The sequence below is a fragment of the Agromyces zhanjiangensis genome (assembly GCF_040496055.1).
GTDB classification, from domain to species: domain Bacteria; phylum Actinomycetota; class Actinomycetes; order Actinomycetales; family Microbacteriaceae; genus Agromyces; species Agromyces zhanjiangensis.
The window spans coordinates 432,476-457,013 of record NZ_JBEPKB010000001.1; the positions used below are offsets into that span (position 1 = coordinate 432,476).

Sequence of the window (24,538 nt, forward strand, 5' to 3'; positions counted from 1 at the left end):
CCGTCTCAGCGCTCGACGCCGTCGAGCACGACCCGCAGGCCGGCGCGCACCGGGCGCATGTGCGGCCCGGCCGGATTCGCCCAGCCGTCGCCGTTGCGCGCGCCCGCGATGGCGGCCTCGTCGATGCGGATGCCGGCTCCCGGCTCGTCGCTCAGGACGATGCCGCCGTCGGCGAACTCGTGGTCGACCAGCACGCCGTCGGCGAACTCGACGGCCTGGACCTCGGTCGTGAGGTGGTTCGGCACCGCCGTCATGACGTGCGCGACGGCCGGGTTCGCGTTGTAGCCGACGGGGCTGATCGGCAGGTCGCGGGCCGCCGCGGCGAGTGCGAGTCGGTGCATGTGGCTGACGCCCCAGATGGCGCCGGCCTGCACGACGTCGGGCGCGCCCGCCTCGAAGAGCGGACGGAACTGGTCGACGCCCGTGAGGTTCTCACCGGTGGCGACGGCGGCGCGGATCGCCGTGCTGAGGCGCGCGTGGCCGACCGCATCCCAGCGGCGGAGCGGTTCCTCGACCCAGAGCAGGTCGACGTGCTCCTCGAGGGCGCTGACGTAGCGCACCGCCTGCTTGACCTGCCAGGACTCGTTCGCGTCGAGCATGAGCCCCGGCCGGGAGGTGTTCGCGGCGAGGGCGTCCGCGAGGATGCCGAGCCGACGCAGGTCGGCGTCGAAGTCGAGTCCGCCCTTCAGCTTGCCCGCGACGAAGCCGCGATCGGCGAACTCGCCGTAGAACGCGGTCAGTTCCTCGTCGCCGAGCGCGATGTCGAGGCCGGAGGCGTACCCGGGGACGAACCGGTCGCGTCCTCCGAGGAGGCGCCAGAGCGGCTCGCCCGCGGCCTTGGCCTTGAGGTCCCAGAGCGCGGCGTCGAACGTCGCGACGCCGCCGTAGGTCGCACCGGCGTGGCCCGACTTGAACACCTGGGCGAGCATGCGGTCGAACAGCGAGGCGACGCCGCGCGGGTCCTCGCCGTCGATGGCCGGGAAGAGGCGCGCGAGGTCGGCATGCGACCCGACGCCGACGCCTTCGATGCCGGCATCCGTCTCGACGATGACGATCGGCACCTCGGTGACGGCTTCGACGATGTGGCCGTTGACGTCGCCGATGGCGCGCCGCCAGTGCTGCTGGGCGGTGAGGGTGCGGTACCCGGTGATCTTCATGGGTCCCTACTCCTTCGTCCCGCCGGCGGTCATGCCCTCGACGAGGAAGCGCTGCGCGAACAGGAAGATCAACAGGATCGGCGCGACCGACAGGAGGGTCGCGAGTGCGAGCGTCGGCAACTGGATGACGATGCTCGACGCCGTCGTCGGGTTGAAGGCGGGCACGTTCGACAGCAGGTTCGCGAGGCCCACCTGGACCGGGATCTTCTGGCCGCCGACCACGAGGAACGGCAGGAAGTAGTTGTTCCAGTTCGCCACGAAGCTGAAGAACCCGACGAGCGCGATGACGGGCGTCGCGAGCGGCATCGCGACCTGCGCGAACACGCGCAGCTCCCCGGCGCCGTCGATGCGGGCCGCGTTCAGCAGGTCGCGCGAGACCGCGGTCGAGAAGTAGATGTACGTGAGGTACACGCCGAACGGGAAGAACGAGAACGGCAGGATGACCGCGAGCGGGCTGCCGATCAGGCGCACGGCGCTGAGCTCGAGGAAGATCGGGAGCACGAGCGCCGTGTTCGGGATCAGCATCACGACGAGCGTGGTCACGAGCAGCAGGCGCCGGCCCTTGAACTCGATGAGCGCGAGCGCGTAGCCGGCGGGGACGCTGACGATCAGCGTGATCGCGAGGGCCGTGAACGAGTAGAAGGCGGAGTTGCCGAGCCAGACCGCGAACACGCCGCTGCCGAACGCGAACAGCTCGTTCCAATTGGCCGCGAGCTGCTCGAACGACCCGAATGCGAAGGGGCCGCTGAGCAGCAGCTCGGAGTTGGTCTTCGTGGGCGCGAGCAGCAGCCAGATGATCGGGAGGATGAAGAAGGCGGCGAAGGTCAGCAGGAGGAGGGCCACGAACGCGCGGCCGATCCACTGCCCTGGGGTGAGTGCGCGCCGCCTGCGGCGCACGGCGAGGTCAGTCACGTTCGAACAGCTTTCCGCGGAAGATGAAGATGGTGGAGAGGCCGAGCGCCACGACCAGGAGCATGACCGAGATCGCGGCGGAGCCGGAGAAGTCGCCCTGTCGGAACGCGTAGAGGTAGGCGAGCTGGTTGAGGGAGTAGTCCTCCGGCACGACGTTCTTCGTCGCCTGCGCGAGGACCTTGGGCTCGACGAAGAGCTGGGTGCCGGCGGCGAGCGACATGATGCCCATGTAGCTGATCCACTTGGTGAGCATCGGCAACTGGATGTGCCAGGCCACCTGGAGGGCGCCGGCTCCGTCGATGCGCGCCGCTTCCATGATGTCGGCGCTGATGTTGTTGAGTGCGCCGTACATGATGACGATCCAGCCGCCGGCCCCGGCCCAGAAGGCGATCACCGTGAAGACCACGGGGAGGTTGCCGACCGCGACGACGTTGACGAGGGACTCGTAGCCCATCGCACGCAGCAGCGCCGAGACCGGGCTCACCGAGGGGTCGAGCACGAAGAGCCAGAGCAGCACGCTCGAGGCGCCCGCGATGGCACCGGGGATGTAGAAGAGGAAGCGGGCGGTGTCGCCGAGCCAGCGGACCCGGATGCCGTGCACGACGATCGCGAGGACCACGACGAGGACGATGAGGCTGACGAGCCAGAAGACGACGTACAGCGCGACGTGTCCGACGGCGGGGAGGAACCGGTAGTCGTCGAAGACCCGGACGAAGTTGTCGAACCCGACGAAGACGCCGTTCCTCGTGAAGGAGAGGAAGAGCGCGTAGAGCGTGGGCAGCAGGCCGAACGCCACGAGGAGCAGCGTGTAGCCGCTGACGAAGACGTAGCCGAAGCGGGACTGGCCCGCGTTCGACCGGCTCGCGCGCCGGCGCTCCGGCCGGCGCCGCCCCGAGGGGACGACGCCGGCAGGAGCCGGAGGTGCGGTGACGGTCACGTTACTCGACCGTGTACCCGTTGACGGTGGCCTCGTTCTCGAGCTCCGTCTGCCATGCGGGGAGGAGGGAGACGACCGACTCGCCCTCGGCCATGCCGGGGATGACGACCTTGGCCCAGGCCGTCTCGGGGCTCCACGGGGTCACGTTCCAGCCGCTCCAGATCTGGCCCGCGGCATCCGACATGACGGTCTCGAAGTCGTCGTTGACGAAGTAGCCGGCCTCGGCCTGCTTGGCGAGCCACTTCTCGGCGGCCGTCGTGTACGCGGGGTAGCCGGATGAGGCCTCGACCTGGAACTCGTCCGCGCTCGTCACGAACTCGAGGAAGGTCGTGACGGCCTCGAGGTTCTCGGAGTGGCGCGAGGCGTACCAGATGCCGCCGCCGACGTTGCCGGCCGCGACGTCGCCGCCCTCCCACTTCAGCGGGGGTGCGACGCCGATCTCACCGGCGGGCGTCGCGAGGCCGCCCTGGAAGATCGCGCCCGTGTACCAGACGGGGCCGGGCACGCCGACGAGCTTGTCGGCGTAGTTCGCGGCGAACTCGGCGCTGAAGAAGCTGTCCTGCACGAGGGTGCCGTTCTCGAGCATGCCGTCGATGATCTCCGAGATCTTCTGGGTGTGCTCGTCCGAGGTGTCGGAGTGGAACACGCCGGTCTCGGGCGACTGGAAGACGGGCGACTCGGAGCCGCCGTAGTAGACGTACGTCATGAAGCTGTCGCCCATGCTGCCGAGGATGTAGCCCGGGTGATCGGCCGCGAGCTGGTCGCCCAGCTCCGCGTACTCCTCCCAGGTCGTCGGCACCTCGTAGCCGAACTCGTCGAGCAGCTTCTGGTTGTAGTAGAAGACGGTCTGGGCGAGGTCGTTGCGGAGCCCGTAGACGGTGCCGTCGATGGTGGCGTAGTCGAGCGAGCCGTCGGCGAAGCCGTCGAGGAAGTCCTGGTCGATGAGGCCCTCGTTGAGGGGCGCGGCGAAGCCGGCCTCGCCGTTCGGGGTGTCCTTGGACGCCCAGATCGCGTCGTTCTGCTGCGTCGAGAAGACGACGTCGGGCCAGCCGTCGCCGGCCTGGTCCATGAGCGAGATCTTGCTCTGGAAGGAGCCGCTCCCGCCGGCGTTGCCGTCGTAGGTCTCGAGCACCACGTCGATGTCGGGGTAGGCCTCCTGGAAGGCGGTGACCGCCGGTTCGCGCGAGGCGTCGACCCAGACGGTGATGGGGCTGTCGGCGACCTGCTCCGCCGCGGCGAAGCCGTAGGTGTCGTCACCGCCCGCCTCGGCGCCCGTGGAGCATGCGCTCAATACGAGGAGTCCGGTGGCCGCGACGGCCCCGGTGGTGATCAGCCGAGTTGCTCGGCGTCGGAAGGACGAGTGCTGTGACATGTCGCGCATTCCTGTTCTGGTCGGCGTCTCTGACGACTGGGCACACCCGGGGGTCGGGCTTGAAGCGAGTACATCATACGTCTTACAAAGACGCAAGAGAAGATCATAGGTATTACCACTTTCGGCGGCTATGCTGTCCGCATGTCCATCGAGACCCGCGCCGGTGCGGAGCGATCCGCCGCCTACCCGACGATCGCCGCGCGCCCGCGGACGCCTCGACTGGGAGTGACCGTCGTCGCCGACCTCGTCGACGCGATCGTGCGCGGCGACCTCGCCCCCGGCACGTCGCTGCCGCCCGAGGCCGTGCTCTGCGAGCAGTTCGGAGTGAGCCGCACGGTCATCCGCGAGTCCGTCAAGCGGCTCGAGGAGAAGGGCCTCGTGACCGTGGCCCAGGGCCGCGGCACCCAGGTCCTCGGCGCGCAGTCGTGGAACATGGTCGACGCGACCGTGCTCTCGGCGCTCGTCGCCAACGACGCGACGCTCGGCATCCTCGACGACCTCAGCGTCGTGCGCGCGTCGCTCGAGGGCGTCATCGCGCGCGACGCCGCCGCCAACCGGTCGCCGGAGGAGCTCGAGCGACTCCGCGAGGCCCTACACCTCATGCGCGACACCATCGAGGACGAGCCGGCGTTCAACGCCGCGGATGTCGTGTTCCACACGACGGTCGGCGAGATGAGCACGAACCGGCTCGCCGTCAACCTCGTGAACATCCTCTTCGGGCAGGCACGCGAGAGCGCCCGCTTCCACCTCCACAGCCGCCTCGAGACGACCCTCGAGGAACACGAGCACGTGTTCGCCGCCATCGAGGCCGGCGATCCCGACGCGGCCGAACTTGCGATGCGCTCGCACATCGCGGACGCGTGGGAGCGACGCCGTCCGCCGAGCCCGCGCCGCTGACCACCCGCGCGAATCCGCCCGGAAGCGTCAGAGCAGCCGCCCGATCATCGCCGCCGCGCGCGCCGCGCCATCCGTCTCGACGTCGCGGTAGTCGACGACGCGGCCGAGCTCCTCGGCCATCGCCGCGACGAGCGCCTCGGGCTCGAGCTCGTCGTACTCCATGAACCGGCCGGCGCGGTAGCGGTCGAGCCGGGCGCGCACGTGGAAGCGCTGCTCGAAGTGGTGCTGCAGCGGCACGTAGATGAACGGCACCTTGGCCGCGGTGAGCTCCATCGTGGTCGTGAGCCCGCCCTGCACGATCGCGAGGTCGCAGGCGGTGAAGTGGTGGTGCAGGTCCGGCACGTACGCGCGGTACTCGACGCCGGGCACCTGCGGGAGGGTCGCGGGGTCGATGCGCGGGCCGGTCACGATGATCATCCGCAGGCCGGGGATGGCGCGGTGCGCCGCCTCGGCGGCCGCGACGATGCGACGCAGCAGCGAGACCCCGACGCCGGAACCGCCGACCGCCGCGATGACCACGCGCTCGTCGGGGCGGTACCCGAGGCGCTCCCGCAGTTCGGCCTTCTCGCCGAGTGCGGCGGGGTCGAACCCCGTGATGTACCCGGAGAAGTCGAAGTGCTCCTCGGTCCAGTCGCGGATCCGCGGCAGGCCGGGGCCGAACGTGTCGGGCACGATGTCGTCGGCGGAGCCGACGAAGACGGCGGCATCGCGGATGCGCCCGAAGCGGTCGACGTGCTCGATCATCTCGAGGTTGTAGTCCGCGGCGACGGCCGCCTCGCGGGGCCCCCTGGAGGGCATCGGCAGGTAGCCGACGAAGTCGGTCATCCAGGCGAACGCGCCTCGCTTGAGGTTCGGGTTCTCGAAGAGGTAGTGGTCGACGTCCCACGCCTCGTCGGCGATGACGAGGTCGTACTCCCCCGAGGCGACGACCTCCTCGAACACCATGAAGTTGTGCAGGAGGATCTCGTCCATGTCGCGGAGGGACTGGAACACCGCGAGGTCGTGGTCGCCGCTGTCGTGCTCGATGTGCGTGGACTCGCTGGCGAGGGCGGCGGATGCCGGGTGCAGGCGCTCGTTCGCGACGGCGAGCACGCGGGTCACCGGGTCCTGGGCGAGCCAGTCGATGCGCGTGTTCGGATGGAGCGCCCGCAGCTCCTGCGCGATCGCGAGGTCGCGACGCGCGTGGCCGAGCCCGATCGGCGACGACAGGTAGAGCACCGACTGCTCGCGGCCGGGCCCCACCCACCAGGTGCCGTCGAGCCGGGTCGTGCCGAAGACGCGATCGGCGAAGGCGCGGATGGCGTGGTTCACGCGTACCGGGAATCGGACGTGGGGCGCGTGGCCGGCGTGCTCGATCTCGAGCAGTTCGGCGCCCGGGATGATCTCCTGCATCACGCGCGAGGACGCGAAGGACGTGATGCGGTCGTCGGTGCCGTGGATGAGCAGCATCGGGACCGCGAGCGCTTCGAGGCGGCGGCGGAGCTCCTCGACCGTGAGCTCGTCGTAGTCGTCGGTGATCGACCAGGCGAGGACGTCGGGTCGCTGGTCGAGCCCCCATTCGACGAGGTCGTCCCAGGCCTTCGTCGAGTGCGGGTCGGATGCCACCTGCGACATGAAGAACTCGACGAAATCGGGCCAGTCGCGCTGCCAGTAGTCGACGTCGAACTTCGCCCAGCCTCGCGGCTCCGGATTCGCGACCGCGTCGTACGGGACGTCGGGGGCCCGCTCCGGCAGCGGCACGATCCACGGGTGGTGGCCGGCGATCGAGATGATCCCGGAGACCCGCTCCGGGTGCATCGCGACGAGGTTGATCGCGATCTCGCCGCCCATCGAGTAGCCGACGACCACGGCCGATTCCGTCCCCGTCGCGTCGAGCACGGCGATCGCGTCCGCGACGCGGTGGCCGAAGCTGTACCGCGCCGGCTCGAGCGGTCGCGACGAGCGCCCGGCACCGACGGCGTCGTAGATCACCACGCGGAAGTGGCGCCTGAGGTAGGGCAGCTGCATCTTCCAGACGCGTTCGTGCACGAGCTCCCAGGTCGGCAGGAGCAGGATGGTCGGCCCGGCCTCGCCGTAGACCTCGTAGTGGATGGTGGCGCCGGCCCGCTCGACGTCGCCCTCCGACGTGGGCGTCGCGACCTCCATCACGCGACCTCCCGATCCATCGCCCGCTCGCCGGCCACGATGAGCGCGCCGATCGCGCGGAGCGACTCGCGCAGCGGCAGTTCGTCCTCGTGGCCCGAGAGGATCAGGAGCTCGGCGCCGATGAACGCCGCGGACGTCAGCGCGACGACCTGGTCGATCGTGAGCGGACCGAACGAGAACCCCTGGGCGGCGTGCGCCCGCGCCGCGGTGGTGAGCACGTCGGACCAGCCGTGGATGATGTCGTGCACCCGCTCGCCGATGAGCTCGTTCGACAGGCCCGCCGCCATCATCTCGAGCAGCACCCTGACATACCCGGAGTCGAGGTCGTCGTCGAGGTAGTCGCATGCGGTCGCCCACTGCTGCGAGAGCGGTTCGTCCTCCGCGTACATCGCGCCCTGACGCTCGAGCAGCTGCGCGTTCTCGGCGTCGAGCATGCTCAGCACGAGCAGTTCCTTCGAGCCGAAGTGGTAGTGGATCTGCGAGAGCGGCACGCCGGCCAGGTCGGCGACCTTGCGCGTCGACAGGGCGGCGTAGCCCTGCTCGACGACCAGGCGACGCGTGGCGTCGAGGATGCTGGTGACGGTCGTGTTGGTCGGCATCTCGCCTTCCCCCTCGTTTCGTTCGGTCGATCGACCGATTTCGTGACCGACGGTACTCCCGGGCACGCGACACGTCAAGACCCCGCGTCCGATCCGGCGCGACGCGGTCGCGCGGCCCCTTCTACCCGGCAGGCAGCGCCGACTCCACCCACGCTCGCAGCTGCGCGGCCGGCACGGCGCCGACCTGGCGGCCCACCTCGGCGCCGTCGCGGTAGAGCAGCAGCGTCGGGATGGCAGTGATCCGATGCCGGCTCGACACCGCCGGCGACCGGTCGGCGTCGACCTTCACGACCTTCAGGCGCCCCGCGAGCTCGCGCGAGAGCTGCTCGACCACGGGCGCGATGGCGCGGCACGGGCCGCACCAGACCGCCCAGACGTCGACGAGCACGAGCATGCGGCTCGCGACCGCGTCGTCGAAGCTCAGGTCGCCGGCCTCGACGAGCCAGGGGAGGTCGGCGTGGCAGTTCGAGCACCGCACGCGTCCGCGACCGCTGAACGGGACGCGGTTGCGGGTGCCGCATGCCGGGCACGCGACGACCGTGCCGGGTCGATCGTTCGTCGCCATGGCGCTACCCCTGCCTGGTCCGCGCGTAGTGCCGGCGCGCCTTGGCGCGGTTGCCGCATGTCTCCATCGAGTGCCACTTCCGCGAGTTCGCGCGGCTCGTATCGATGAGGAAGTGCTGGCAGTCGGATGCCGCGCAGGGCCGGATCCTCGAACCCTCGGCGCCCTGCAGGCTCGCCCACTCGAGCATCGCTCGCGCACCGATGCGTCGGGCCGGCTCGATGTCGTCGAGCCACGTGACGCCGTCGGCACCGAAGACCGGGTGGCGGGAGACCGCGGCCGTCCACGGCTCGAGCTCGGCGAGTCCTCGCTCGCCGCGCAGGAAGCCCACGAGCACGGGGCGCACGGCGCGCGCGTCGGCGATCTCGCCGACCGTCCCCCCTTCGCCGTGCGCGACGAGCCAGGCGGATGCCGCGGCATCCGTCTCGAGGTCGTCGTGCACGCCGTCCGGCTCGACGATGCGCGAGTTGACGAGGTCGAGCAGCATCGAGCCCGCGGCATCCGTCGTCATGCGCTCCCCCGTTCGACCGGCGTGCGGAGTCGTTCCCCGCACCATCGATTCTAACCCCTTCAGCGTGCAGAAGGGGTTTGCCCTGCCGTCGAGCCGGAGCGGCGCCGATCAGCCGCGGGCGTCCTCCAGGTGCGGCGCGCCGCGGCCGAGCACCTTGACGACGAGGTTGTGTCGACGCAGGGTGCGGATCGTCCGGGCGACCTCCTCGGGCGATCGTCCCAGTGCGAGCTCGTTGACGACGACCAGCACGTCGCCCGCCTGCAGCGTCGCGAACAGTCGGCCGAGTCGCTGCTCCCACGTCTCGGGCATGTCGGGCGTCGGGTAGCGGAAGTCGAGGATCTGCACGCCGAATCGCGTCAGCGCCGTGCGCTGCTCGAGGATCGGCGGCATGTCGTCGCGCGGCACGACGAGCCCGACGAGCCGCGACCCCTCGGGTCGCGCCTTCCACCAGTCGTGGTTCTGCTGCAGCTCCACGAAGCACTCGGGGCAGCCGATCGCGTGGTGCCCCGGCGTGTGCATGCCGTTCGCGGCATCCGTCGTCGCATCCGCCTGCTCACCCATGTCGATCACCCTCGTCGTCACCCGTCCGCGTTCCGGTTCCATTGTCGCCGACCGAGCGGCATCGGCGTACGCTGACCCCGATCGCGCGCCGCGCGCGACCCGGACGAGGGGGTTCCGATGGCCGAGCTCGCACCGATCCAGCCGTGCCTGTGGTTCGACGACCAGGCCCGCGAGGCGATGGCGTACTACGTCGAGGTGTTCCCGAACTCCTCGATCGACCGCATCGACGAGTATCCCGACGAATCGCTCGACGAGCACTTCCGCGGCATGTCGGGCAAGGTGCTGAACGGGCGGTTCACACTGGACGGCGTGCCGTTCACGTGCCTCGACGGCGGCCCGCTGTTCACCTTCAACGAGTCGGTCTCGTTCATCGTCGCGTGCGCCGCCCAGGCCGAGATCGATCGCTACTGGGAACGGCTCTCGCACGTGCCCGACGCCGAGGCGTGCGGCTGGTGCAAGGACCGCTTCGGGGTCAGCTGGCAGGTCGTCCCGGCGAACATGGGCGAGCTCACCCGGCGGCCGGAGCAGGTCCAGGCGATGATGCGGCAGAAGAAGATCGTGATCGCCGAGCTCGAGAACGCGTGACCGGCGGATGCCTCGGAGCCCCCATGTCCCGGACGCGTTCGACGTCGTGACACTCGTCGTGCTGCGGCGCCCGGCGAATGCGCCGGAGCTCTCGGAGGCCGAGCTCGACGAGCTGCAGTCGCGCCACCTCGCCTACCGGGCCGAGCTGCGCCGCAGCGGCGTGATCGTCGCGAACGGCCCGTTCGGCGACCAGAGCGACCCGTCGTACCGGGGCATGTCGATCTTCGCCTGCGACCTCGCGGAGGCGGCCCGGCTCTCGGCCGGCGACCCGTCGGTCGTGGCCGGCCGGCTCGCGTACGACATCATGGAATGGTGGGTCGCGGCGGGCTCGCTCGCGTTCCCGGAGGCCGACGGGCCGGTCGGCGAGCGCCGGTCCATGCCGGACTGAGCCGCCGCGAGCAGGTCGTCCGCCATGACTACGAGCCGCACGTGGTTCGGCGCATCCCGGCCCCGCAGGAGGGTTGACCCCGACGGCCGCGCCCGTCCGGGCCACCACGCCGTCCCCGAGTGTGAGGAAGGTCCACCATGCACGCCACGAACCAGAACCGCCGTCGTGGCCCGATCCGCGTCGCGATCGCCGTCGCGACCGTCGCCGCCGCGGCCGCGCTCTCGGTCGCGATCCCGGCCACGGCCGATGTCGCGCGGGCCCCGGCCGGGCCGAAGCCGACCATCGTGCTCGTCCACGGGGCGTTCGCCGACTCGTCCGGATGGAACGACGTGACCGAGCGGCTGCAGAAGCGCGGCTACACCGTGCTCGCGGCATCCAACCCCCTGCGCGGGCTGCTGACGGATGCCGCCTACGTCCGCTCGATCCTCGAGACGATCGAGGGGCCGATCGTGCTCGTCGGCCACTCGTACGGCGGCGCGGTCATCACGAACGCCGCGACCGGCCTCGACAACGTCGAGGCGCTCGTCTACGTCGCCGCCTACGCGCTCGACGAGGGCGAGCGACTGGTGGACGCGAACGCGCTGGGCGGCGGTCACACCGACCTCGCCGACCACATCGTCATCCGACCGTATCCGGGCGCCCCTTCAGGTGACGCCGACGGCTACATCGATCCCGCGTACTTCCGCGAGCTGTTCGCCGCCGACCTGCCGAAGAAGCAGACCGACGTGATGGCCGCCTCGCAGCGACCCGCAGCACTGCAGGCGCTCTTCACCCCGTCGGGCGAGCCCGCGTGGAAGACGATACCGAGCTGGTACGTCGTCGCCTCGCAGGACCACACCATCCCGCCGGAGGCGGAGCGGGTCATGGCCGCGCGCGCCGGATCCACGACGATCGAGATCGACAGCTCGCACGTCGTCATGATGAGCCACCCGGGCGACGTCGCGAACGTGATCCTCGACGCCGCCGAGTGACGGATCGGCGGCGGCATGCACCGGCACCGTGGACGTCGGCGGCACCGGCCTACAGCCCCTCAGCGATCTCCTTGATCGCGGCCAGGCGGCGATCCCACTCGGCGCCGATGGCCTCGAGCCGGCGAGCGGTCTCGCCGAGCCGCGCACCGAGCACGCGATAGCGCACCTCGCGGCCCACTCGGATCGGCTCGACGAGGCCGACCTCCTGGAGCACCGCGAGGTGCTTCGCGATCGCCTGCCGGGTGACCGGCAGGCGCCCGGCGAGGGCCGACGCGGATGCGTCGCCCTCGCCGAGTGCCGCCAGGATGCTCCACCGGGTCTCGTCTCCGAGGGCGGCGAACACCGGGACCAGCGCCCCCGTGGTCACGCGGCGCCCTCGCGGACCCCGGCGAGCCCGTCGCCGCCGAGGAGCGCGACGAGCTTGTCGAGCTCGTCCACCCAGCCCTCGCCGTGGGCGCGCATGTTCGCGACCGGGTCGGACGTGCGGTCGAATCCGGTCTCGACGACCGTGAGCTCGGTGGCCCCCGCCGCTCCGCCGCCGACCGGGGCCGCGGCGACCGGCTCGAGGGTGAAGGTGAAGACCGTCGAGGTGGCCTCGTCGACCCGGTCGGGCAGGTGCCCGAGGGCGTCGTCGTTGCCCCAGCGGTAGGTGATCGAGCGCGGCGCGTCGATCGCCTCGATGCGGATCGGCACGGCGCCGTAGCCGTCGAAGGTCATCGTGCCCTCGGCGCCGACGCCGGAACCGTCGAGCACCGTTCGCCCGAACCAGCGGGAGATGTGCTCGGGTTCGGTGACGGCGGCCCAGACCTTCTCGACGGGTGCGTCGATGCGGATGGTGCGTCGCACCGTGTAGGTGCCCTCGTCGATGACGGAGGCCGGGTTGTCGGTCATGTTCACCATGATGGTTCCTTTCGAGTCGATATGCAACCCAATAGCTGCAACTCGCCATCCATTACGCAACCCATAGATTGCATGTGATCGATTTCCGTGCTGTGCACGGATGCCGCGACGAGCCACTCGGGCGAACGTCTCCGCCATGAACGCACACGCACCCGCAGCAGTCGCGTCATCGGACGCCGCACCGGAACGGACCGCGCAGGAACAAACCGCCCAGGAACAAACCGCCCAGGAGGAAACCACACAGGAGGAGACCCCACAGGACCGGGCCGCCCTGCAACCCGGACGGCCTCGCCGGATCCCGACGTGGATCCGTGTGATCATGACCGTCCTCGTCATCGCCGGCGGTACGGCGATCGTCGCCGGAGTCGTCGCAGCGCCGGCGTCAGCGCCCATCGACGCCGACGCGCTCTGCCGCGACGCGGCGACCGCGCGACTCGAGCAGCGCGGGCACACCGACGTCGAGATCGCGACGTCGTTGGAGCAGGCCGAGGCGGATGGCGCGCAGCGCGTGTCGGGCACCCTCACGTTCGTCGACGAGTCGGGCGCGACGCACCACGCGCTCGTCCGGTGCGTGGTCCGCACCGACGGCGGCCGCGCGCGCGTCGCGAGCGTGCGGTTCTTCGACTGACGACCTCGGTCGTTCCGCGTCGACCCATCCGAAGCGTCCCGTGCTCCGAACCCCCTGCACGGGCGCGGACCCGACGCCCACGATACGAGGGAGTACGACATGAGGAACGCACCACGCATCATCGCCGCGACCGCGGCGAGCTTCGCCCTGGCGCTCGGCGGCGCGACCGCCGCATACGCCGGCCACGACGACAACCCGTCCGACCGCGTCGCGAGCTACAGCTACGACCTGAACGCGGTGCAGCCCGCCGACGTCCCGGAGAGCCGCGCGAGCGGCACGACGCGCGTCAAGGCACTGCCGAACGGCAAGCTGCAGGTCACCGTCGAGGCCTGGGGCCTGTCGCCGAACCTGCCGCACGCGATGCACCTGCACGGCGTGCCGGGCGACGCGACCGACATGGGCTGCCCCGGACCGGCCGCGGCCGGCCCCGACGGCGTCGTCACCGTGCTCGACGGCGCACCGTTCTACGGCGGCATCCTGACGTCGCTGACCTCGACGGGCGACGTCTCGCCCGCGAGCGCGCTCGCGCTCGACCGGTTCGCGACGGCTGACGCCGACGGCCACCTGTACTACCAGCGCACGTTCACGGACGTCCCGGGATACACCGACGCCGGAACCGTGCAGGTGGTCGTGCACGGCATCGACTTCGACGGCAACGGCATGTACGCGTTCAACGCGGCCGACCCGTTCTCGAGCCGCTCGTCGTCGCTCGGCGCGAGCATCCCGCTCGAGGCGACGGTGCCGGTGCTCTGCGGCGGCATCGCAAACTGAGCCGCGCGTCGCGCAGATCGCAGGCCGCGGATGCCGCGGGGAGGGGGATCCCCGCGGCATCCGTCCGCCCGGCCCGACGAGCCGCACGGCCGCCACGGACCGCAAGGCCTATCGATCGCGCGCCGTTCTTGCCAGACTGCACCCGAGCCCACCAGGCAGGGAGGCCGACGATGCCGCGACGCGTCACCAACCGGAACTTCACCCGTGCGGAGTCCACGCACCACTTCGCGGCGCAGGCGAGGCGGACACCGGTGAACCGCTTCCACCACGAGCGCGAGCCGCTCGTCGAGTCGTGGGCGATCCGCCCCGACCCCGACGTGCTCCACTCGCACGCCGTCGTCGACGTGAGCCGACGCGCGACGGTGTCGCTCGCGCCCTCCGACGAGTACCAGGCGGACGTGCTCGTCGACGAGGCGCACTACGTGCTCGCCGTCGTCGGCCCCGGCGAGTCGGTCACCGTCGCGAATGCGGACCTCACGCGCGGCACGCACCTCTACGTGCTCGGGCGCACGGGCGTCGAGGGCGGGCTCCCGCGCGCACGCGAACTTCAGGACCTCAGGCGGATCACCGCGGCCACGTCGTACCCCTACCGGGCCAGGGCCTACGACGACGCGTCACGCCGATCGGTCGCCGCGAGCCTCGCGCGCCGGGCGGCCGACGTCGACCTGACGCGCGCCTTCGGCACGAAGCGCGACACGGATCGCGACGCCCACCTCGTCGGCACCGCGATCGGCTGGGGCAGCCTGCCCGCCGAGCACGGCGTGTACTTCGAGGCGGTGGCGACGAGCAGCGGATGCGAGATCTGGACGTTCGAGCCACCGCCCGTCGATCCCGACCGCGGCTCCTACTCGGTGCTGAAGTTCGACGACGCGGGTCGTCTCGATCCCGTGCGCGGCGGCTACCCCGGCCGCGAACTCGTCCGGAACGGCGACGGCAGCATCAGCATCCGGTTCGGCGGCCCGTCGTGCGCGGCTCAGCCGAACGTGATCCCGGCCGCCCCGGGCGAGCGCTTCCGCTACGCGATGCGGATCCGGCGGCCGCGGAGGGTCGACCAGGCGCGCGCGTACGTCGCCGCGCTGCGCGCGCAGCGGCTGGAGACCGTGATCACCTGACGACCGAGGCGCGCGGACGGTGCGTCCGTCGCCTCACGCCGCGGGCGCAGCGTGCAGCCACGGCGGTTCGACGTCGTCGATGTCGGCGGGGCCTGACGGCGGCGGAACGGGTTCGGGCGACGGCGGTTCCGCGCCGGATCGATCGGCCAGGTGGGCGAGCGGCGCCACGGCCGCCCGTGAACTCCGCGGGACGGGATCGAACGGCACCTCCGGGTGCGTGCGCAGCACGTGACCGGCGGGCGACGTCCAACGGATGACACCTCCGGGCTCCTGGGCCACACGCCATCCGCTCTCGTGCTTCAGCCGGTGGTGCCTCCTGCACAGGTGGGCGAGGTTGTCGGCCTCGGTGCCGCCGCCGTGCGCCCAGGCGGTCGTGTGGTCGATGTCGGATCGGACGGCGCGGCGCGTGCACCCGGGGAAGCGGCAGCGGCCGTCGCGCACCCGCAGGTACCCGGCGAGATCGGCGCCGACGCGGTACGAGGTGCGCCCGTACGACAGGGCGGCACCGGTCTCGGGATCGACGAGCAGGCGGCGCACGGTCGGCGCATGGGCGGCGATGATGCGCGCGGTCTCGGCGTCGATCGGTCCGTACCCGTCGAGCTCGGCCGGCTCGTCGGTCACGCCGAGCAGGCTGAGGACGGGAACCGTCACCGTCACGCGTAGAGCGATGCGACGCGTCGCGGGCGCGGCGTCGCCGCCGAGGATGCCGGACATGAGGAGGTCGGCGGCGAGGTCGACACAGCGCTGCACGGGTGTCCGCACGTCGCTCTGCCCGACTGCGCGAGGTCCGGCCGAGCGAGGTCCGGCCGAGCGAGACCCGACGGAGCGAGACCCATCCGAGCGAGCGACGGATGCCGCGGCCAGCGAGTCGAGCCGGTCGACGATCGCGACCGCGCGTTCGGCCTCCATGAAGAGGCTCAGCCAGGCCATGCCGTCGGGCGCCGGATCGAGATGGATGCGCCGTTCGTCGGCCGCACGGCGGCGACGGGTCGCGAGCGGCTCCGGGTGCACCCGCTCGCGCAGTCGGCGTACGCGCTGCCGGAAGGCGCTGCTCGTCCGCTGCGCGGCGCCGTCGAGCGATCGCCGCTCGAGTTCGTCGGCCGAGTCGACCGGCAGGTCGCTCGTGAGTTCGAGCATCGACCGCACGTGCGGCACGCCGACCGAGCCGGCGGTGAGCGCGGCGAGCGTGGCCGATCGCGGTCCGGTGAGCCGGCCGGCATCCGCTGCGAGCCGGCCCGCCGTCGCCTCGGGCGCGACGAGCACGGTCGCGAGCTCGGCGATGAACGACCGGGTCGCCATGTCGCGTTCAGCCGACCCACTCGACCCGGTCACGCCCTCGACCTCGGCGTGGAGCCGCCGCGCCGCCTCGACCGTGCGGTACTGCTGCGCCTGCGCCCACCGGATCATGCGCTCGAGCGCGGCGACGTCGGCGAGCGCGTCCCTGAGCTGGTCGCCGGCACCGGGCTCGCGTCTGACCGAATCGCCGAGCACCCCGATCGGTGCGGTGCGCTCGAGAGCGGCGGTCGGCTGCGGCGTCATGCGACGAGTCAACCAGCACCCACCGACATTGGAGACCTCTGGAAATCCCAGACGAGGACCGATTTCCGCACATCGTTGGGAGTCGTGCGACGAACCGAATCCGCCATCGCCGCGCAGGCCGCCGGCCGGGGTCGGCTCGCCGAGGTCGAGCACGACGCGTCTCGTTCGCCGCCTGCTCGAATGAAGTGACGGATGCCTCGAGCGCACTCCCGCGGCGTCCCGTCGCCGTAGCCCGACTCGACTACCGAGTCGGCTGGGGCTCGTGCTCGGCCGCGAGCACACCCGCGGCATCCGTCACAGAAGACCGACCCGACTACCGAGTCGGCTGGGTCTCACCCTCCGCCACCTGCGCGTCGCTGCCCTCGCCGGTCGCATCGCCCGCGCCGGCCGCGGCGCCGGCCGCATCGTCCGCCGATCCGGGCGTGTCCGACGCCGGCTCCGCGCCGTGCACCGGGTGCGTCCGCTCGAGCGCGGCACCCTCGACGTCGACGTTCGGGAGGATCCGGTCGAGCCACTTGGGCAGCCACCACGCGGACTCGCCGAGCAGGTGCATGACCGCGGGGATCAGGAGCATCCGCACGATGAACGCATCGAAGAGCACGCCGATCGCGAGGCCGAAGCCGAGCGGCCGGACCATCGTCAGGTGCGAGAAGACGAAGCCGCCGAACACCGAGACCATGATGATCGCGGCGGCCGTGACGACCGCGCGCCCGTTGCGCATGCCCGCGACGACCGCGGTGCGGGCCGGCACACCGTGCACCCACGCCTCGCGCATGCCCGAGACGAGGAACAGCTGGTAGTCCATGGCGAGGCCGAACAGGACGCCCATGATGATGATCGGGGCGAAGTTCAGCACGGGGCCCGGGTCGTGCACGTCGAAGACCGCGCCGAGCCATCCCCACTGGAAGATCGCGACCACCGCGCCGAACGCGGCGAACAGCGACAGCACGAAGCCCGCGGTCGCGATGAGCGGCACGAGGATCGAGCGGAACACCAGCACCAGGATGACGAGCGAGAGGCCGACGACCAGCGCGAGGTAGATCGGCAGCACACCCGCGAGCTTGGCGGAGATGTCGATGTTGCCGCTCGCCTGCCCGGCGACGCCGAGGTCGAGGTCGCCGTCGAGGCCGGCCGCGTCGCCCACGCCCGCCTCGCCGGCGTCGAGCGGTGACAGCGCACGCAGGTCGTGGACGAGCTGCTCGGTCGACTCGCTCGACGGGCCGTCGACCGGCACGACCTGGAACGCGAGGAAGTCGCCGTCGTCCGACACTCCGACGGGCGCGACCGCGACGACGCCGTCCTCCTCGAGCAGTCGCTCGGCGAGGTCGGCCTGCACGCCGACGACGGCGTCGTCGTCGACCGACTCCGGCAGCGCGACCGTGACGAGCAGGGGCCCGTTCTGGCCCGCGCCGAACGCGTCGGCGACCGCCGTGTAGGCGCGGTACTGCGTCGAGTCGGCGGCCTCCGACGAGCCGTCGGGAAGGCCGAGCCGCATCGAGAGCGCCGGGATCGCGACGACGAGCAGCGCGACGATCGCGACCGTCGCACGCACGAGGGCGCGCCCGGTCCTCATGGGCGTCAGCTCGGGGCGCGCGTGCGCGTCGTGCCCGACCTGCGCCCGTGCGCGGCGGTTCAGCACGCGGATGCCGATCAGCCCGAGGAGTGCCGGCGTGAGCGTGACGGCGATCAGCACGGCGACGAGCACGCACACCGCGCCGACCGTGCCCATGACGCCGAGGAAGGGGATGCCGGTGACGTTCAGCGCGAGCAGTGCGACGAGGACGGTCGACCCGGCGAAGACGACCGCGTTGCCGGAGGTGCCGTTCGCGAGCGCGATCGACTCCCGGAGGTCCATGCCCGCGAGCAGCTGTCGACGGTGCCGGTTGAAGATGAAGAGCGCGTAGTCGATGCCGACCGCGAGGCCGAGCATGACGCCGAGCACGGGCGTGACCGACGACATGTCGACGACGCCCGAGAGCGCCATCGACCCGGCGACGCCCACGCCCACGCCGACGAGCGACGAGACGATCGGCAGGACGGCGGGCAGCAGCGTGCGGAACATGATGACGAGCACGAGGAGCGCCAGCACGACGCCGACCACTTCGCCGACGCCGATGAGTCCGTCGATGCTCGCCGCGATCTCGGTGGAGTAGTCGACCCGCACGCCGTCGATGCCGGCGCCGTCGAGCTCGGCCGCGACCTCGGCCTTGAGCTCGTCGGAGAGCGTGAACAGGTCGTCCTCGAACATGACCGCGCCGGTGGCGACGCTGCCGTCCTCGGCGACCGTCCGGATCTCGGATGCCGCGTCGACGAGCCGCCGGCCGTCTTCGAGCTGCGCGCGCTGCGCCGGGAGCTCGGCCGCGCCCGCCTCGAGCTCGGCGCGCTGGGCATCGAGCTGCGCGCGGTTCCGGTCGAGCTCGGCCTGCTGCGCCTCGAACTGCGCGGCGGCGAAGGGGTAGGTGCCGTCGGCCTGCGCCTGCGCGACGGCCGCGTCGAGCTGCGCCTGACCGACGTCGAGCTGCTGCTCGCCCGCATCCAGCTGCGCCGTGCCGGCATCGATCTGCGCCTCGGCGTCGTCGAGCTGCTGCGCGCCATCGGCGAGTTGCTGCTCCCGGTCGGCGCGGTCGGACGCCGCGGCGAACGGGTCCACGACGTCCTCGACGCCGTCGAGCCCGGCGATCCGGTCGAGCAGGTCGCCGATGGCCGACTCCCGGTCGTCGGTGAAGGCCGAACCGTCGTCCGTCTGGAACACGACGGTGCCGGTCGCTCCCCCGAGCCCGTCGAGCTCGTCGGTGAGCTGCTCGTTCACCCGCTCCGTCTCGGTGCCGGGAATGCTCATGCTGGAGGTGAGCGTGCCGCCGAATGCGAGGAACGCGCCGACGGCCATGGCGAGGACGACGACCCATCCGACGATGACGGCCCACGAGCGTCGTGCGGAGAACCGGCCGAGCCGGTAGAGGAGTTCTGCCATGCCGTAGCTGCCTTTCGGATCGCGAGGTGGGCGGCGCACCGTCGAGCCGGAACGAGGATAACCGACGAATGTCGGATTTCCGACATTCGTCGGCGAACTTGCAGGCGCGACCCGAGGCGGCTGGCAGAATCCCCGTATGGACGTCCGGGTCGAGCGCACGCGCCGCGCGCTGCAGGAGGCGCTGTTCGCGCTCGCGCGCGAGCATCCGCTCGAGGAGGTCACGGTCGCCGACATCGTGAACCGGGCGGGCGTGAACCGCAGCAGCTTCTACCAGCACTACTCCGACAAGGAGACGCTGCTCGCCGACGCGCTCGACGCGGCCGCCGAGCAGGCGGGCACCGACCTCCCCGAGATCTCCGAGCCGCTCGCCGGGCCGCCCCAGGCCCTCTTCGAGTACCTCGCGCACCTCGACGAGAACGCCGAGGTCTACCGCCGCGTGCTCGGCCCGCACGGCTCGGCGATCGTCATGGCGCGCCTGCGGGCGCGACTCGAGTCGATCGTGCAGGAGGGGATCACGAGGGCGGACACGCCCGCGTTCGACGGGCTCCCCCTCGACGTCGTCGGCGCCGGCATCGCCGGCTCGGCGCTCGGCGTGATCGAGGCGTGGCTCGCCCGCGACCCGCGGCCGCCGGTGACGGTCGCCGCCGACTGGCTGTGGCGCGTGCTGCTCGGCCCGGGCGGGTCCTGGCCGGCACGGCCGTAGCGCGGGTCGGCGCGCAGTTCGCCGGCGGATGCCCCGTGCACGGGACTCCCGGGCTGAGGACGTAGTCTCATCTCACCGTCCCTTCCTCGAGAGGAGTCGCCCTGCCATGAGCAGCGCCACCGCCCTGGATGTCTTCGACCGTCGCGAGTCCGAGGTGCGCGGGTACGTCCGCGCGTTCCCGACCGTGTTCGACCGCGCCGCGGGCTCGACGCTCGTCGACGCCGACGGCCGCGAGTACCTCGACTTCTTCGCCGGGGCCGGCGTGCTGAACTACGGGCACAACAACCCCGCGTTCACGCGCGCGCTCATCGAGTACCTCGAGCACGGCGGCATCATCCACGGCCTCGACATGGCCACCTCGGCCAAGAAGGCGTTCATCGAGGCGTTCGAGCGACTCGTGCTCGCCCCCCGCGGTCTCGACCACAAGCTCCAGTTCACCGGCCCGACCGGCGCGAACGCCGTCGAGGCGGCGCTCAAGGTCGCCCGCCAGGCGACCGGCAGGTCGAACGTCGTCGCGTTCACGAACGCCTTCCACGGCCTGAGCCTCGGCGGACTCGCCACCACCGGAAACAGCCACTACCGCGCCGCCGCCGGCGTCGGGCTCGACGACGTCGCGCGCCTGCCGTTCGACGGCTACCTCGGCCCCGACGTCGACACGCTCGACCTGTTCGAGCGCATGCTCGACGACCCGGGCTCGGGCCTCGACCTGCCCGCGGCCGTCATCGTCGAGGCCGTCCAGGGCGAGGGCGGCATCAACGTCGCGAGCCCCGAGTGGCTCCGGCGCCTCCGCGCGATCACCGAGGCCCGCGGCATCCTGCTGATCCTCGACGAGATCCAGGCCGGCGTCGGCCGCACGGGCGCGTTCTTCGCGTTCGAGGAGTCGGGCATCGTGCCCGACATCGTGACCGTCTCGAAGTCGATCTCGGGATCCGGACTCCCGATGTCGCTCGTCCTGCTCCGCCCCGAGGTCGACGTCTGGAAGCCCGGCGCGCACACCGGCACCTTCCGCGGCAACAACCTCGCGTTCGTGTCGGCGCGCGTCGCGCTCGAGACCTACTGGGCCGACGACGCGTTCATGGAGGCGGTCGCCGCGAAGTCGGCCCTCCTCCGCGCCGAGCTCGACGCGATCGCCGCCGAGCACCCCGAGCTGGGCTTCGTCGTCCGCGGCCGCGGCCTGTTCCACGGCATCGCGTGCGACGCCGACCGCGCGCTCGCCGGTCGCGTCTCGAAGGCCGCGTTCGAGCGCGGCCTGGTCATCGAGACCTCGGGCGCCCACGACGAGGTGCTGAAGTTCCTGCCCGCGCTCACGATCACCGAGGACGAGCTCCGCCGGGGCCTCGCGATCGTGCGCGAGAGCCTCGCCGCGGTGCTCGCGGGCTGATCGCGACGCGTCGCCGCACCGCCTACCGCGTTGGCGCGTCCTGCTCCCCGCCGCCCTGCAGGAACGCGAGCACGGCCGCGACCCGTCGATGCACGCCCGTCTCCGGCAGCCGCAGCTTGGTGAAGATCGCGTTGACGTGCTTCTCGACGGTCGACGACGAGAGGAAGAGCGCCTGCTCGATGCCGGCGTTCGTGCGGCCGCGCGCCATCTCGCGCAGCACCTCGAGCTCGCGCGGCGACAGCGCCGAGAGCGGGCTCGACGCGGCCGCGCTGCGCCGCCGCACGAGCGTGTCGACGATCTGCGGGTCGATGACCGATCCGCCCGCACGCACCTCGCGCAGGGCGTGCACGAGGTCCTCGAGGTCGCCGATACGATCCTTCAACAGGTATCCGAGCCCCGCCGACCCATCGGCGAAGAGGGCCATCGCGTAGCTCTCGTCGGCGTGCTGCGAGAGCACGACGACGCCGGTCTCCGGCGAGGAGGACCGGATGTCGTGCGCGGCCTCGATGCCCTCCATGTGGTGGCCCGGTGGCATCCGGATGTCGGTGAGCACCGCGTCGGGGGACATCCGCCGCACCGCGTCGCGCAGATCCGTGCCGTTGCCGACCGATGCGACGACGTCGACCTCGCCGGAGTCCTCCAGGAGCCGGCGCACGCCCTCGCGCACGAGGTAGTTGTCCTCGGCGATGACGACGCGGAGCATCACGCGCTCATCCGAGGGAGGCGTCCGGCGCTCATCCACGCGGACCACCCGGTCCACGTGGAGCGGCCACCGGCAGTTCGACGAGCACCTGCGTGCCCGACGGCTCGTTGGGACCGACGCGCACCGTGCCGCGGAGTGCGGCGACGCGATCCCGGATGTTCGCGAGCCCGCCGTGCGACGCGTGCAGCACCGCCGTCGCGGTGACTCCGACGCCCTCGCCCGCCGCCTCGTCGATCCCGCATCCGTCGTCGCTGATGGCGATGCGCAGCGTGCCGTTGCGCCGCGTGAGGGCGACGCTCGCATGCGTCGCGTGCGCGTGCTTCGCGGTGTTCGCGAGCGCCTCGCGCACGACGTAGTACGCCGTGGTCTCGACGTCGTCTGCGAACCGCTCGGCCCGCATCGCGGCATCCGCCTCGACCTCGAGCGGGATCGGGAATCGCGCGACGCCCGACTCGACCGCGGCGACCAGGCCGTTGTCGCTGAGCACCGGCGGGTGGATGCCGCGGGCGAGCTCGCGCAGGTCGGTGAGCGTCGCACGGGCCTGATCCTGCAGTTCCGTGAGCTCGGCCGCGGTCAGCTCGCCCCGCCCGAGGCGATTGCGCGCCAGCCGGAGGCCCGCGATCTGCGCGACCACGTCCTGCTGGATTCCGTCGTGCAGGTCGCGTTCGAGCCGACGCCGCTCGTCGTCCTGTGCGGCGACGAGACGCTCGCGCGACGCGGTCAACTCGTCGAGCTGCGCCGCCAGTTGCGCGGTCAGTCGCAGGGTCGCGACGGATGCCGCGGCCTGGCCGGCGACCGTGCGCAGCAGCGTCCGCTCGTCCTCCGAGTAGTCGCCGCGCCGACGCGGACCGAGCTCGATGCGCCCGAGCACGGCGTCGCCGTGGACCAGGTCGCAGGACTCGACCGGGTCGGGGGCGTCAGCATCGAGGCGACCGGCGACGACGTCGGGCAGGACGTCGACGGCGGCGATCCCGTCGACCGGTGCCGCCGCGCCCTCCCCCCCAGACGCGCGGATGCGCACCCAGGTCGCATCGAGCCCCACGCGCACGGCTTCCGCGAGCCGGCCCAACAGGTCCCGGGGCTCACCCGCATGCTCGAGCTGCGTGCCGAGCTCGGCGAGCATCGCGACCTGGCGGTCGCGATCGCCGAAGAGCACGCGATGGAGTCGCCGGTTCAGCCACGCGCGGACCGGGAGCAGGGCGACCGCGACCCCCGTGGTCAGCAGGATCGCGGGGATCGCCCGGAGCGGCGGCGTCAGCAGCACGGCGGGCGTCGCCACGGCGGCGGCGTAGACCACCGTGATCAGCAGGCCCGACGATCGCGCGACGAGCCGGCCGCGGTCGCCCGGCGCGATGTCGAACGCGCCGTATCGGAGGATCCCGTGGATCGCGGCGAGCGGCAGGGCGATCAGTGACGCGTAGACGAGCAGGTCCACGCCGGGTATGCCGGGGATGAGCACCCAGAGCCCCATGGCGACCATCGCCGCGGCGGCGGTGATCGCCATCACGCGGGTCCGGGTCCGCACGTCGGGCGTTCCGAACAGCGCACGGCTGCCGAGCACGGCGAGCCCGAGCGCCACCGCGGGCCATGGCTGCACCTCCACCGCGGGCGCCGCCCACTCCAGCCACGGCACCGCGTACGGGTTGGGGATCCCGTCGCCGCTCACGCCGACGTACCGCGAGATCACGACGTGGGGCGTGGTCAGGAGTTGGAGGAGTCCCATCAGGGCGGGGAGCCAGAGGATCGGCATCACGGCGCGCTGCCAGCGCCGCTCGGGCACCCCGTCGGGGAACGCCGCGAACACGACGAGGAACGCCGCGGCCGAGACGCCGTCCGCGGTGAGCCCGAGGGCGTTGAGCAGGGGGAACCACGGCTCGCCGATGACCTCGACGTTGCGTTGCACGAACGCCTCGTACGCCGCGCTCGCGAGCATCGCCGTCGCGGCGAGCGCGATGAACACCGCGGTCCGCGACCTCGACACGGTGAGCAGCCACATCCCGAACACGAAGAGCGGCAGCACGCCGAGCATCGGCCACGCGAGCCGGTGATCGGCGTTGCCGTCGACGAACCCGCGCACGACGACGACGTACGCGAGCGACGCGACCCCGATCGGGCCGAGTACGGCCAGGCACACCCACCTGCGCTCCACGCCTCCATGGTCCTCCTGTCGGCGCCTCCACGGGAGGGGGTCCTCCGCGTCCGCCCTTGGAGGCTGGCCCCCACCCGTTCTGCG

Annotated in this window: 24 protein-coding genes; 9 read left to right on the forward strand and 15 right to left on the reverse strand. The window is 71.7% G+C overall.

The features are described from left to right. Nucleotides 1–5 precede the first annotated feature (5 nt). Genes ABME02_RS02085 through ABME02_RS02100 form a run of 4 tightly spaced genes read right to left on the reverse strand, consistent with a single transcriptional unit; the run spans nucleotide 6 to nucleotide 4,297 of the window. Nucleotides 6–1,157 carry a mandelate racemase/muconate lactonizing enzyme family protein gene (locus tag ABME02_RS02085; RefSeq protein ID WP_353813610.1) on the reverse strand — a complete coding sequence of 384 codons (1,152 nt, stop codon included), beginning with the start codon at nucleotides 1,155–1,157 and terminating at the stop codon, nucleotides 6–8. Between the two features lie 6 nt (nucleotides 1,158–1,163). Beyond that, nucleotides 1,164–2,069 carry a carbohydrate ABC transporter permease gene (locus ABME02_RS02090; protein ID WP_353813611.1) on the reverse strand — a complete coding sequence of 302 codons (906 nt, stop codon included), beginning with the start codon at nucleotides 2,067–2,069 and terminating at the stop codon, nucleotides 1,164–1,166. After that, nucleotides 2,062–3,006 carry a carbohydrate ABC transporter permease gene (locus ABME02_RS02095; protein WP_353813612.1) on the reverse strand — a complete coding sequence of 315 codons (945 nt, stop codon included), beginning with the start codon at nucleotides 3,004–3,006 and terminating at the stop codon, nucleotides 2,062–2,064. The genes ABME02_RS02090 and ABME02_RS02095 overlap by 8 nt, the downstream gene beginning before the upstream one ends. A gap of 1 nt (nucleotide 3,007) precedes the next feature. Then, nucleotides 3,008–4,297 (reverse strand): ABC transporter substrate-binding protein, encoded by a 1,290-nt coding sequence (locus ABME02_RS02100; RefSeq protein ID WP_353813613.1) that lies wholly within the window; start codon nucleotides 4,295–4,297, stop codon nucleotides 3,008–3,010. Between the two features lie 222 nt (nucleotides 4,298–4,519). On the opposite strand from ABME02_RS02100, the gene ABME02_RS02105 reads away from it, so the two are divergent. After that, nucleotides 4,520–5,275: a FadR/GntR family transcriptional regulator gene (locus ABME02_RS02105; RefSeq protein ID WP_353813614.1), complete on the forward strand. Its 756-nt coding sequence runs from the start codon at nucleotides 4,520–4,522 to the stop codon at nucleotides 5,273–5,275. Nucleotides 5,276–5,302: 27 nt separating this feature from the next. On the opposite strand, the gene ABME02_RS02110 is transcribed toward ABME02_RS02105, so the two are convergent. The 5 genes from ABME02_RS02110 to ABME02_RS02130 form a co-directional block, all read right to left on the reverse strand. Further along, nucleotides 5,303–7,420 carry an alpha/beta hydrolase gene (locus ABME02_RS02110; RefSeq protein ID WP_353813826.1) on the reverse strand — a complete coding sequence of 706 codons (2,118 nt, stop codon included), beginning with the start codon at nucleotides 7,418–7,420 and terminating at the stop codon, nucleotides 5,303–5,305. Continuing rightward, entirely contained in the window at nucleotides 7,420–8,019 is a 600-nt protein-coding gene (locus tag ABME02_RS02115) for a TetR/AcrR family transcriptional regulator (protein WP_353813615.1), read from the reverse strand. Before ABME02_RS02115 ends, ABME02_RS02110 begins: the two co-directional genes overlap by 1 nt. Before the next feature lie 121 nt (nucleotides 8,020–8,140). Further along, complete coding sequence (gene trxA / locus ABME02_RS02120) at nucleotides 8,141–8,584, reverse strand: thioredoxin (RefSeq protein ID WP_353813616.1); 444 nt, start codon at nucleotides 8,582–8,584, stop codon at nucleotides 8,141–8,143. A gap of 4 nt (nucleotides 8,585–8,588) precedes the next feature. Continuing rightward, the gene (locus ABME02_RS02125) at nucleotides 8,589–9,092 is read right to left on the reverse strand and encodes a CGNR zinc finger domain-containing protein (protein WP_353813617.1); all 504 of its coding nucleotides are present in this window, start codon (nucleotides 9,090–9,092) and stop codon (nucleotides 8,589–8,591) included. Between the two features lie 108 nt (nucleotides 9,093–9,200). Then, nucleotides 9,201–9,674 carry a recombinase family protein gene (locus ABME02_RS02130; RefSeq protein WP_353813618.1) on the reverse strand — a complete coding sequence of 158 codons (474 nt, stop codon included), beginning with the start codon at nucleotides 9,672–9,674 and terminating at the stop codon, nucleotides 9,201–9,203. Between the two features lie 96 nt (nucleotides 9,675–9,770). Between ABME02_RS02130 and ABME02_RS02135 the strand changes: the two genes are divergently transcribed. The 3 genes from ABME02_RS02135 to ABME02_RS02145 all read left to right on the forward strand — a co-directional run bounded on the left by ABME02_RS02135 (nucleotide 9,771) and on the right by ABME02_RS02145 (nucleotide 11,597). Then, nucleotides 9,771–10,238, forward strand: coding sequence for a VOC family protein (locus ABME02_RS02135; protein WP_353813619.1), 468 nt, complete (start codon nucleotides 9,771–9,773; stop codon nucleotides 10,236–10,238). A 7-nt stretch (nucleotides 10,239–10,245) separates the two neighbouring features. Further along, nucleotides 10,246–10,626, forward strand: a complete 381-nt coding sequence (locus ABME02_RS02140; protein ID WP_353813620.1) for a YciI family protein — start codon at nucleotides 10,246–10,248, stop codon at nucleotides 10,624–10,626. 137 nt (nucleotides 10,627–10,763) lie between these two features. Then, on the forward strand, nucleotides 10,764–11,597 hold the full coding sequence (locus ABME02_RS02145; RefSeq protein WP_353813621.1) for an alpha/beta fold hydrolase: 834 nt from the start codon (nucleotides 10,764–10,766) through the stop codon (nucleotides 11,595–11,597). A 49-nt stretch (nucleotides 11,598–11,646) separates the two neighbouring features. Here the strand turns inward: ABME02_RS02145 and ABME02_RS02150 are convergent, their stop codons facing one another. Beyond that, nucleotides 11,647–11,964, reverse strand: a complete 318-nt coding sequence (locus tag ABME02_RS02150) for an ArsR/SmtB family transcription factor (RefSeq protein ID WP_353813622.1) — start codon at nucleotides 11,962–11,964, stop codon at nucleotides 11,647–11,649. After that, nucleotides 11,961–12,497: an SRPBCC domain-containing protein gene (locus ABME02_RS02155; RefSeq protein WP_353813623.1), complete on the reverse strand. Its 537-nt coding sequence runs from the start codon at nucleotides 12,495–12,497 to the stop codon at nucleotides 11,961–11,963. Before ABME02_RS02155 ends, ABME02_RS02150 begins: the two co-directional genes overlap by 4 nt. A 319-nt stretch (nucleotides 12,498–12,816) precedes the next feature. Here ABME02_RS02155 and ABME02_RS02160 point away from each other — a divergent pair, with 319 nt between their 5' ends. The 3 genes from ABME02_RS02160 to ABME02_RS02170 all read left to right on the forward strand — a co-directional run bounded on the left by ABME02_RS02160 (nucleotide 12,817) and on the right by ABME02_RS02170 (nucleotide 15,008). Further along, a complete protein-coding gene (locus ABME02_RS02160) occupies nucleotides 12,817–13,125 on the forward strand; it encodes a hypothetical protein (RefSeq protein WP_353813624.1) in 309 nt (102 codons plus the stop codon). Nucleotides 13,126–13,224: 99 nt separating this feature from the next. Continuing rightward, nucleotides 13,225–13,896 (forward strand): cupredoxin domain-containing protein, encoded by a 672-nt coding sequence (locus tag ABME02_RS02165; RefSeq protein WP_353813625.1) that lies wholly within the window; start codon nucleotides 13,225–13,227, stop codon nucleotides 13,894–13,896. 170 nt (nucleotides 13,897–14,066) lie between these two features. Further along, on the forward strand, nucleotides 14,067–15,008 hold the full coding sequence (locus tag ABME02_RS02170; protein ID WP_353813626.1) for a hypothetical protein: 942 nt from the start codon (nucleotides 14,067–14,069) through the stop codon (nucleotides 15,006–15,008). A 33-nt stretch (nucleotides 15,009–15,041) separates the two neighbouring features. Here ABME02_RS02170 and ABME02_RS02175 read toward each other — a convergent pair whose 3' ends face one another. Beyond that, on the reverse strand, nucleotides 15,042–16,547 hold the full coding sequence (locus ABME02_RS02175; protein WP_353813627.1) for an HNH endonuclease signature motif containing protein: 1,506 nt from the start codon (nucleotides 16,545–16,547) through the stop codon (nucleotides 15,042–15,044). A 313-nt stretch (nucleotides 16,548–16,860) separates the two neighbouring features. Further along, nucleotides 16,861–19,518, reverse strand: coding sequence for an MMPL family transporter (locus tag ABME02_RS02180; RefSeq protein ID WP_353813628.1), 2,658 nt, complete (start codon nucleotides 19,516–19,518; stop codon nucleotides 16,861–16,863). Between the two features lie 136 nt (nucleotides 19,519–19,654). Here ABME02_RS02180 and ABME02_RS02185 point away from each other — a divergent pair, with 136 nt between their 5' ends. Further along, on the forward strand, nucleotides 19,655–20,221 hold the full coding sequence (locus tag ABME02_RS02185; protein WP_353813629.1) for a TetR/AcrR family transcriptional regulator: 567 nt from the start codon (nucleotides 19,655–19,657) through the stop codon (nucleotides 20,219–20,221). 106 nt (nucleotides 20,222–20,327) lie between these two features. Next, a complete protein-coding gene (ectB, locus tag ABME02_RS02190; protein WP_353813631.1) occupies nucleotides 20,328–21,602 on the forward strand; it encodes a diaminobutyrate--2-oxoglutarate transaminase in 1,275 nt (424 codons plus the stop codon). Nucleotides 21,603–21,624: 22 nt separating this feature from the next. On the opposite strand, the gene ABME02_RS02195 is transcribed toward ectB, so the two are convergent. Both ABME02_RS02195 and ABME02_RS02200 read right to left on the reverse strand, forming a co-directional pair. Next, nucleotides 21,625–22,305: a response regulator transcription factor gene (locus tag ABME02_RS02195; RefSeq protein ID WP_353813827.1), complete on the reverse strand. Its 681-nt coding sequence runs from the start codon at nucleotides 22,303–22,305 to the stop codon at nucleotides 21,625–21,627. A 31-nt stretch (nucleotides 22,306–22,336) separates the two neighbouring features. Then, nucleotides 22,337–24,454 carry a sensor histidine kinase gene (locus ABME02_RS02200; protein WP_353813632.1) on the reverse strand — a complete coding sequence of 706 codons (2,118 nt, stop codon included), beginning with the start codon at nucleotides 24,452–24,454 and terminating at the stop codon, nucleotides 22,337–22,339. Between the last annotated feature and the right edge of the window lie 84 nt (nucleotides 24,455–24,538).

Coding starts and splice junctions, on each gene's coding strand:
- ABME02_RS02085 (WP_353813610.1), bottom strand. CDS start 1,157: ATGAAGATCACCGGGTACCGCACCCTCACCGCCCAGCAGCACTGGCGG.
- ABME02_RS02105 (WP_353813614.1), top strand. CDS start 4,520: ATGTCCATCGAGACCCGCGCCGGTGCGGAGCGATCCGCCGCCTACCCG.
- ABME02_RS02110 (WP_353813826.1), bottom strand. CDS start 7,420: ATGGAGGTCGCGACGCCCACGTCGGAGGGCGACGTCGAGCGGGCCGGC.
- ABME02_RS02115 (WP_353813615.1), bottom strand. CDS start 8,019: ATGCCGACCAACACGACCGTCACCAGCATCCTCGACGCCACGCGTCGC.
- trxA (WP_353813616.1), bottom strand. CDS start 8,584: ATGGCGACGAACGATCGACCCGGCACGGTCGTCGCGTGCCCGGCATGC.
- ABME02_RS02125 (WP_353813617.1), bottom strand. CDS start 9,092: ATGACGACGGATGCCGCGGGCTCGATGCTGCTCGACCTCGTCAACTCG.
- ABME02_RS02135 (WP_353813619.1), top strand. CDS start 9,771: ATGGCCGAGCTCGCACCGATCCAGCCGTGCCTGTGGTTCGACGACCAG.
- ABME02_RS02140 (WP_353813620.1), top strand. CDS start 10,246: ATGCCTCGGAGCCCCCATGTCCCGGACGCGTTCGACGTCGTGACACTC.
- ABME02_RS02145 (WP_353813621.1), top strand. CDS start 10,764: ATGCACGCCACGAACCAGAACCGCCGTCGTGGCCCGATCCGCGTCGCG.
- ABME02_RS02155 (WP_353813623.1), bottom strand. CDS start 12,497: ATGGTGAACATGACCGACAACCCGGCCTCCGTCATCGACGAGGGCACC.
- ABME02_RS02160 (WP_353813624.1), top strand. CDS start 12,817: ATGACCGTCCTCGTCATCGCCGGCGGTACGGCGATCGTCGCCGGAGTC.
- ABME02_RS02165 (WP_353813625.1), top strand. CDS start 13,225: ATGAGGAACGCACCACGCATCATCGCCGCGACCGCGGCGAGCTTCGCC.
- ABME02_RS02170 (WP_353813626.1), top strand. CDS start 14,067: ATGCCGCGACGCGTCACCAACCGGAACTTCACCCGTGCGGAGTCCACG.
- ABME02_RS02175 (WP_353813627.1), bottom strand. CDS start 16,547: ATGACGCCGCAGCCGACCGCCGCTCTCGAGCGCACCGCACCGATCGGG.
- ABME02_RS02180 (WP_353813628.1), bottom strand. CDS start 19,518: ATGGCAGAACTCCTCTACCGGCTCGGCCGGTTCTCCGCACGACGCTCG.
- ABME02_RS02185 (WP_353813629.1), top strand. CDS start 19,655: ATGGACGTCCGGGTCGAGCGCACGCGCCGCGCGCTGCAGGAGGCGCTG.
- ectB (WP_353813631.1), top strand. CDS start 20,328: ATGAGCAGCGCCACCGCCCTGGATGTCTTCGACCGTCGCGAGTCCGAG.
- ABME02_RS02195 (WP_353813827.1), bottom strand. CDS start 22,305: ATGCTCCGCGTCGTCATCGCCGAGGACAACTACCTCGTGCGCGAGGGC.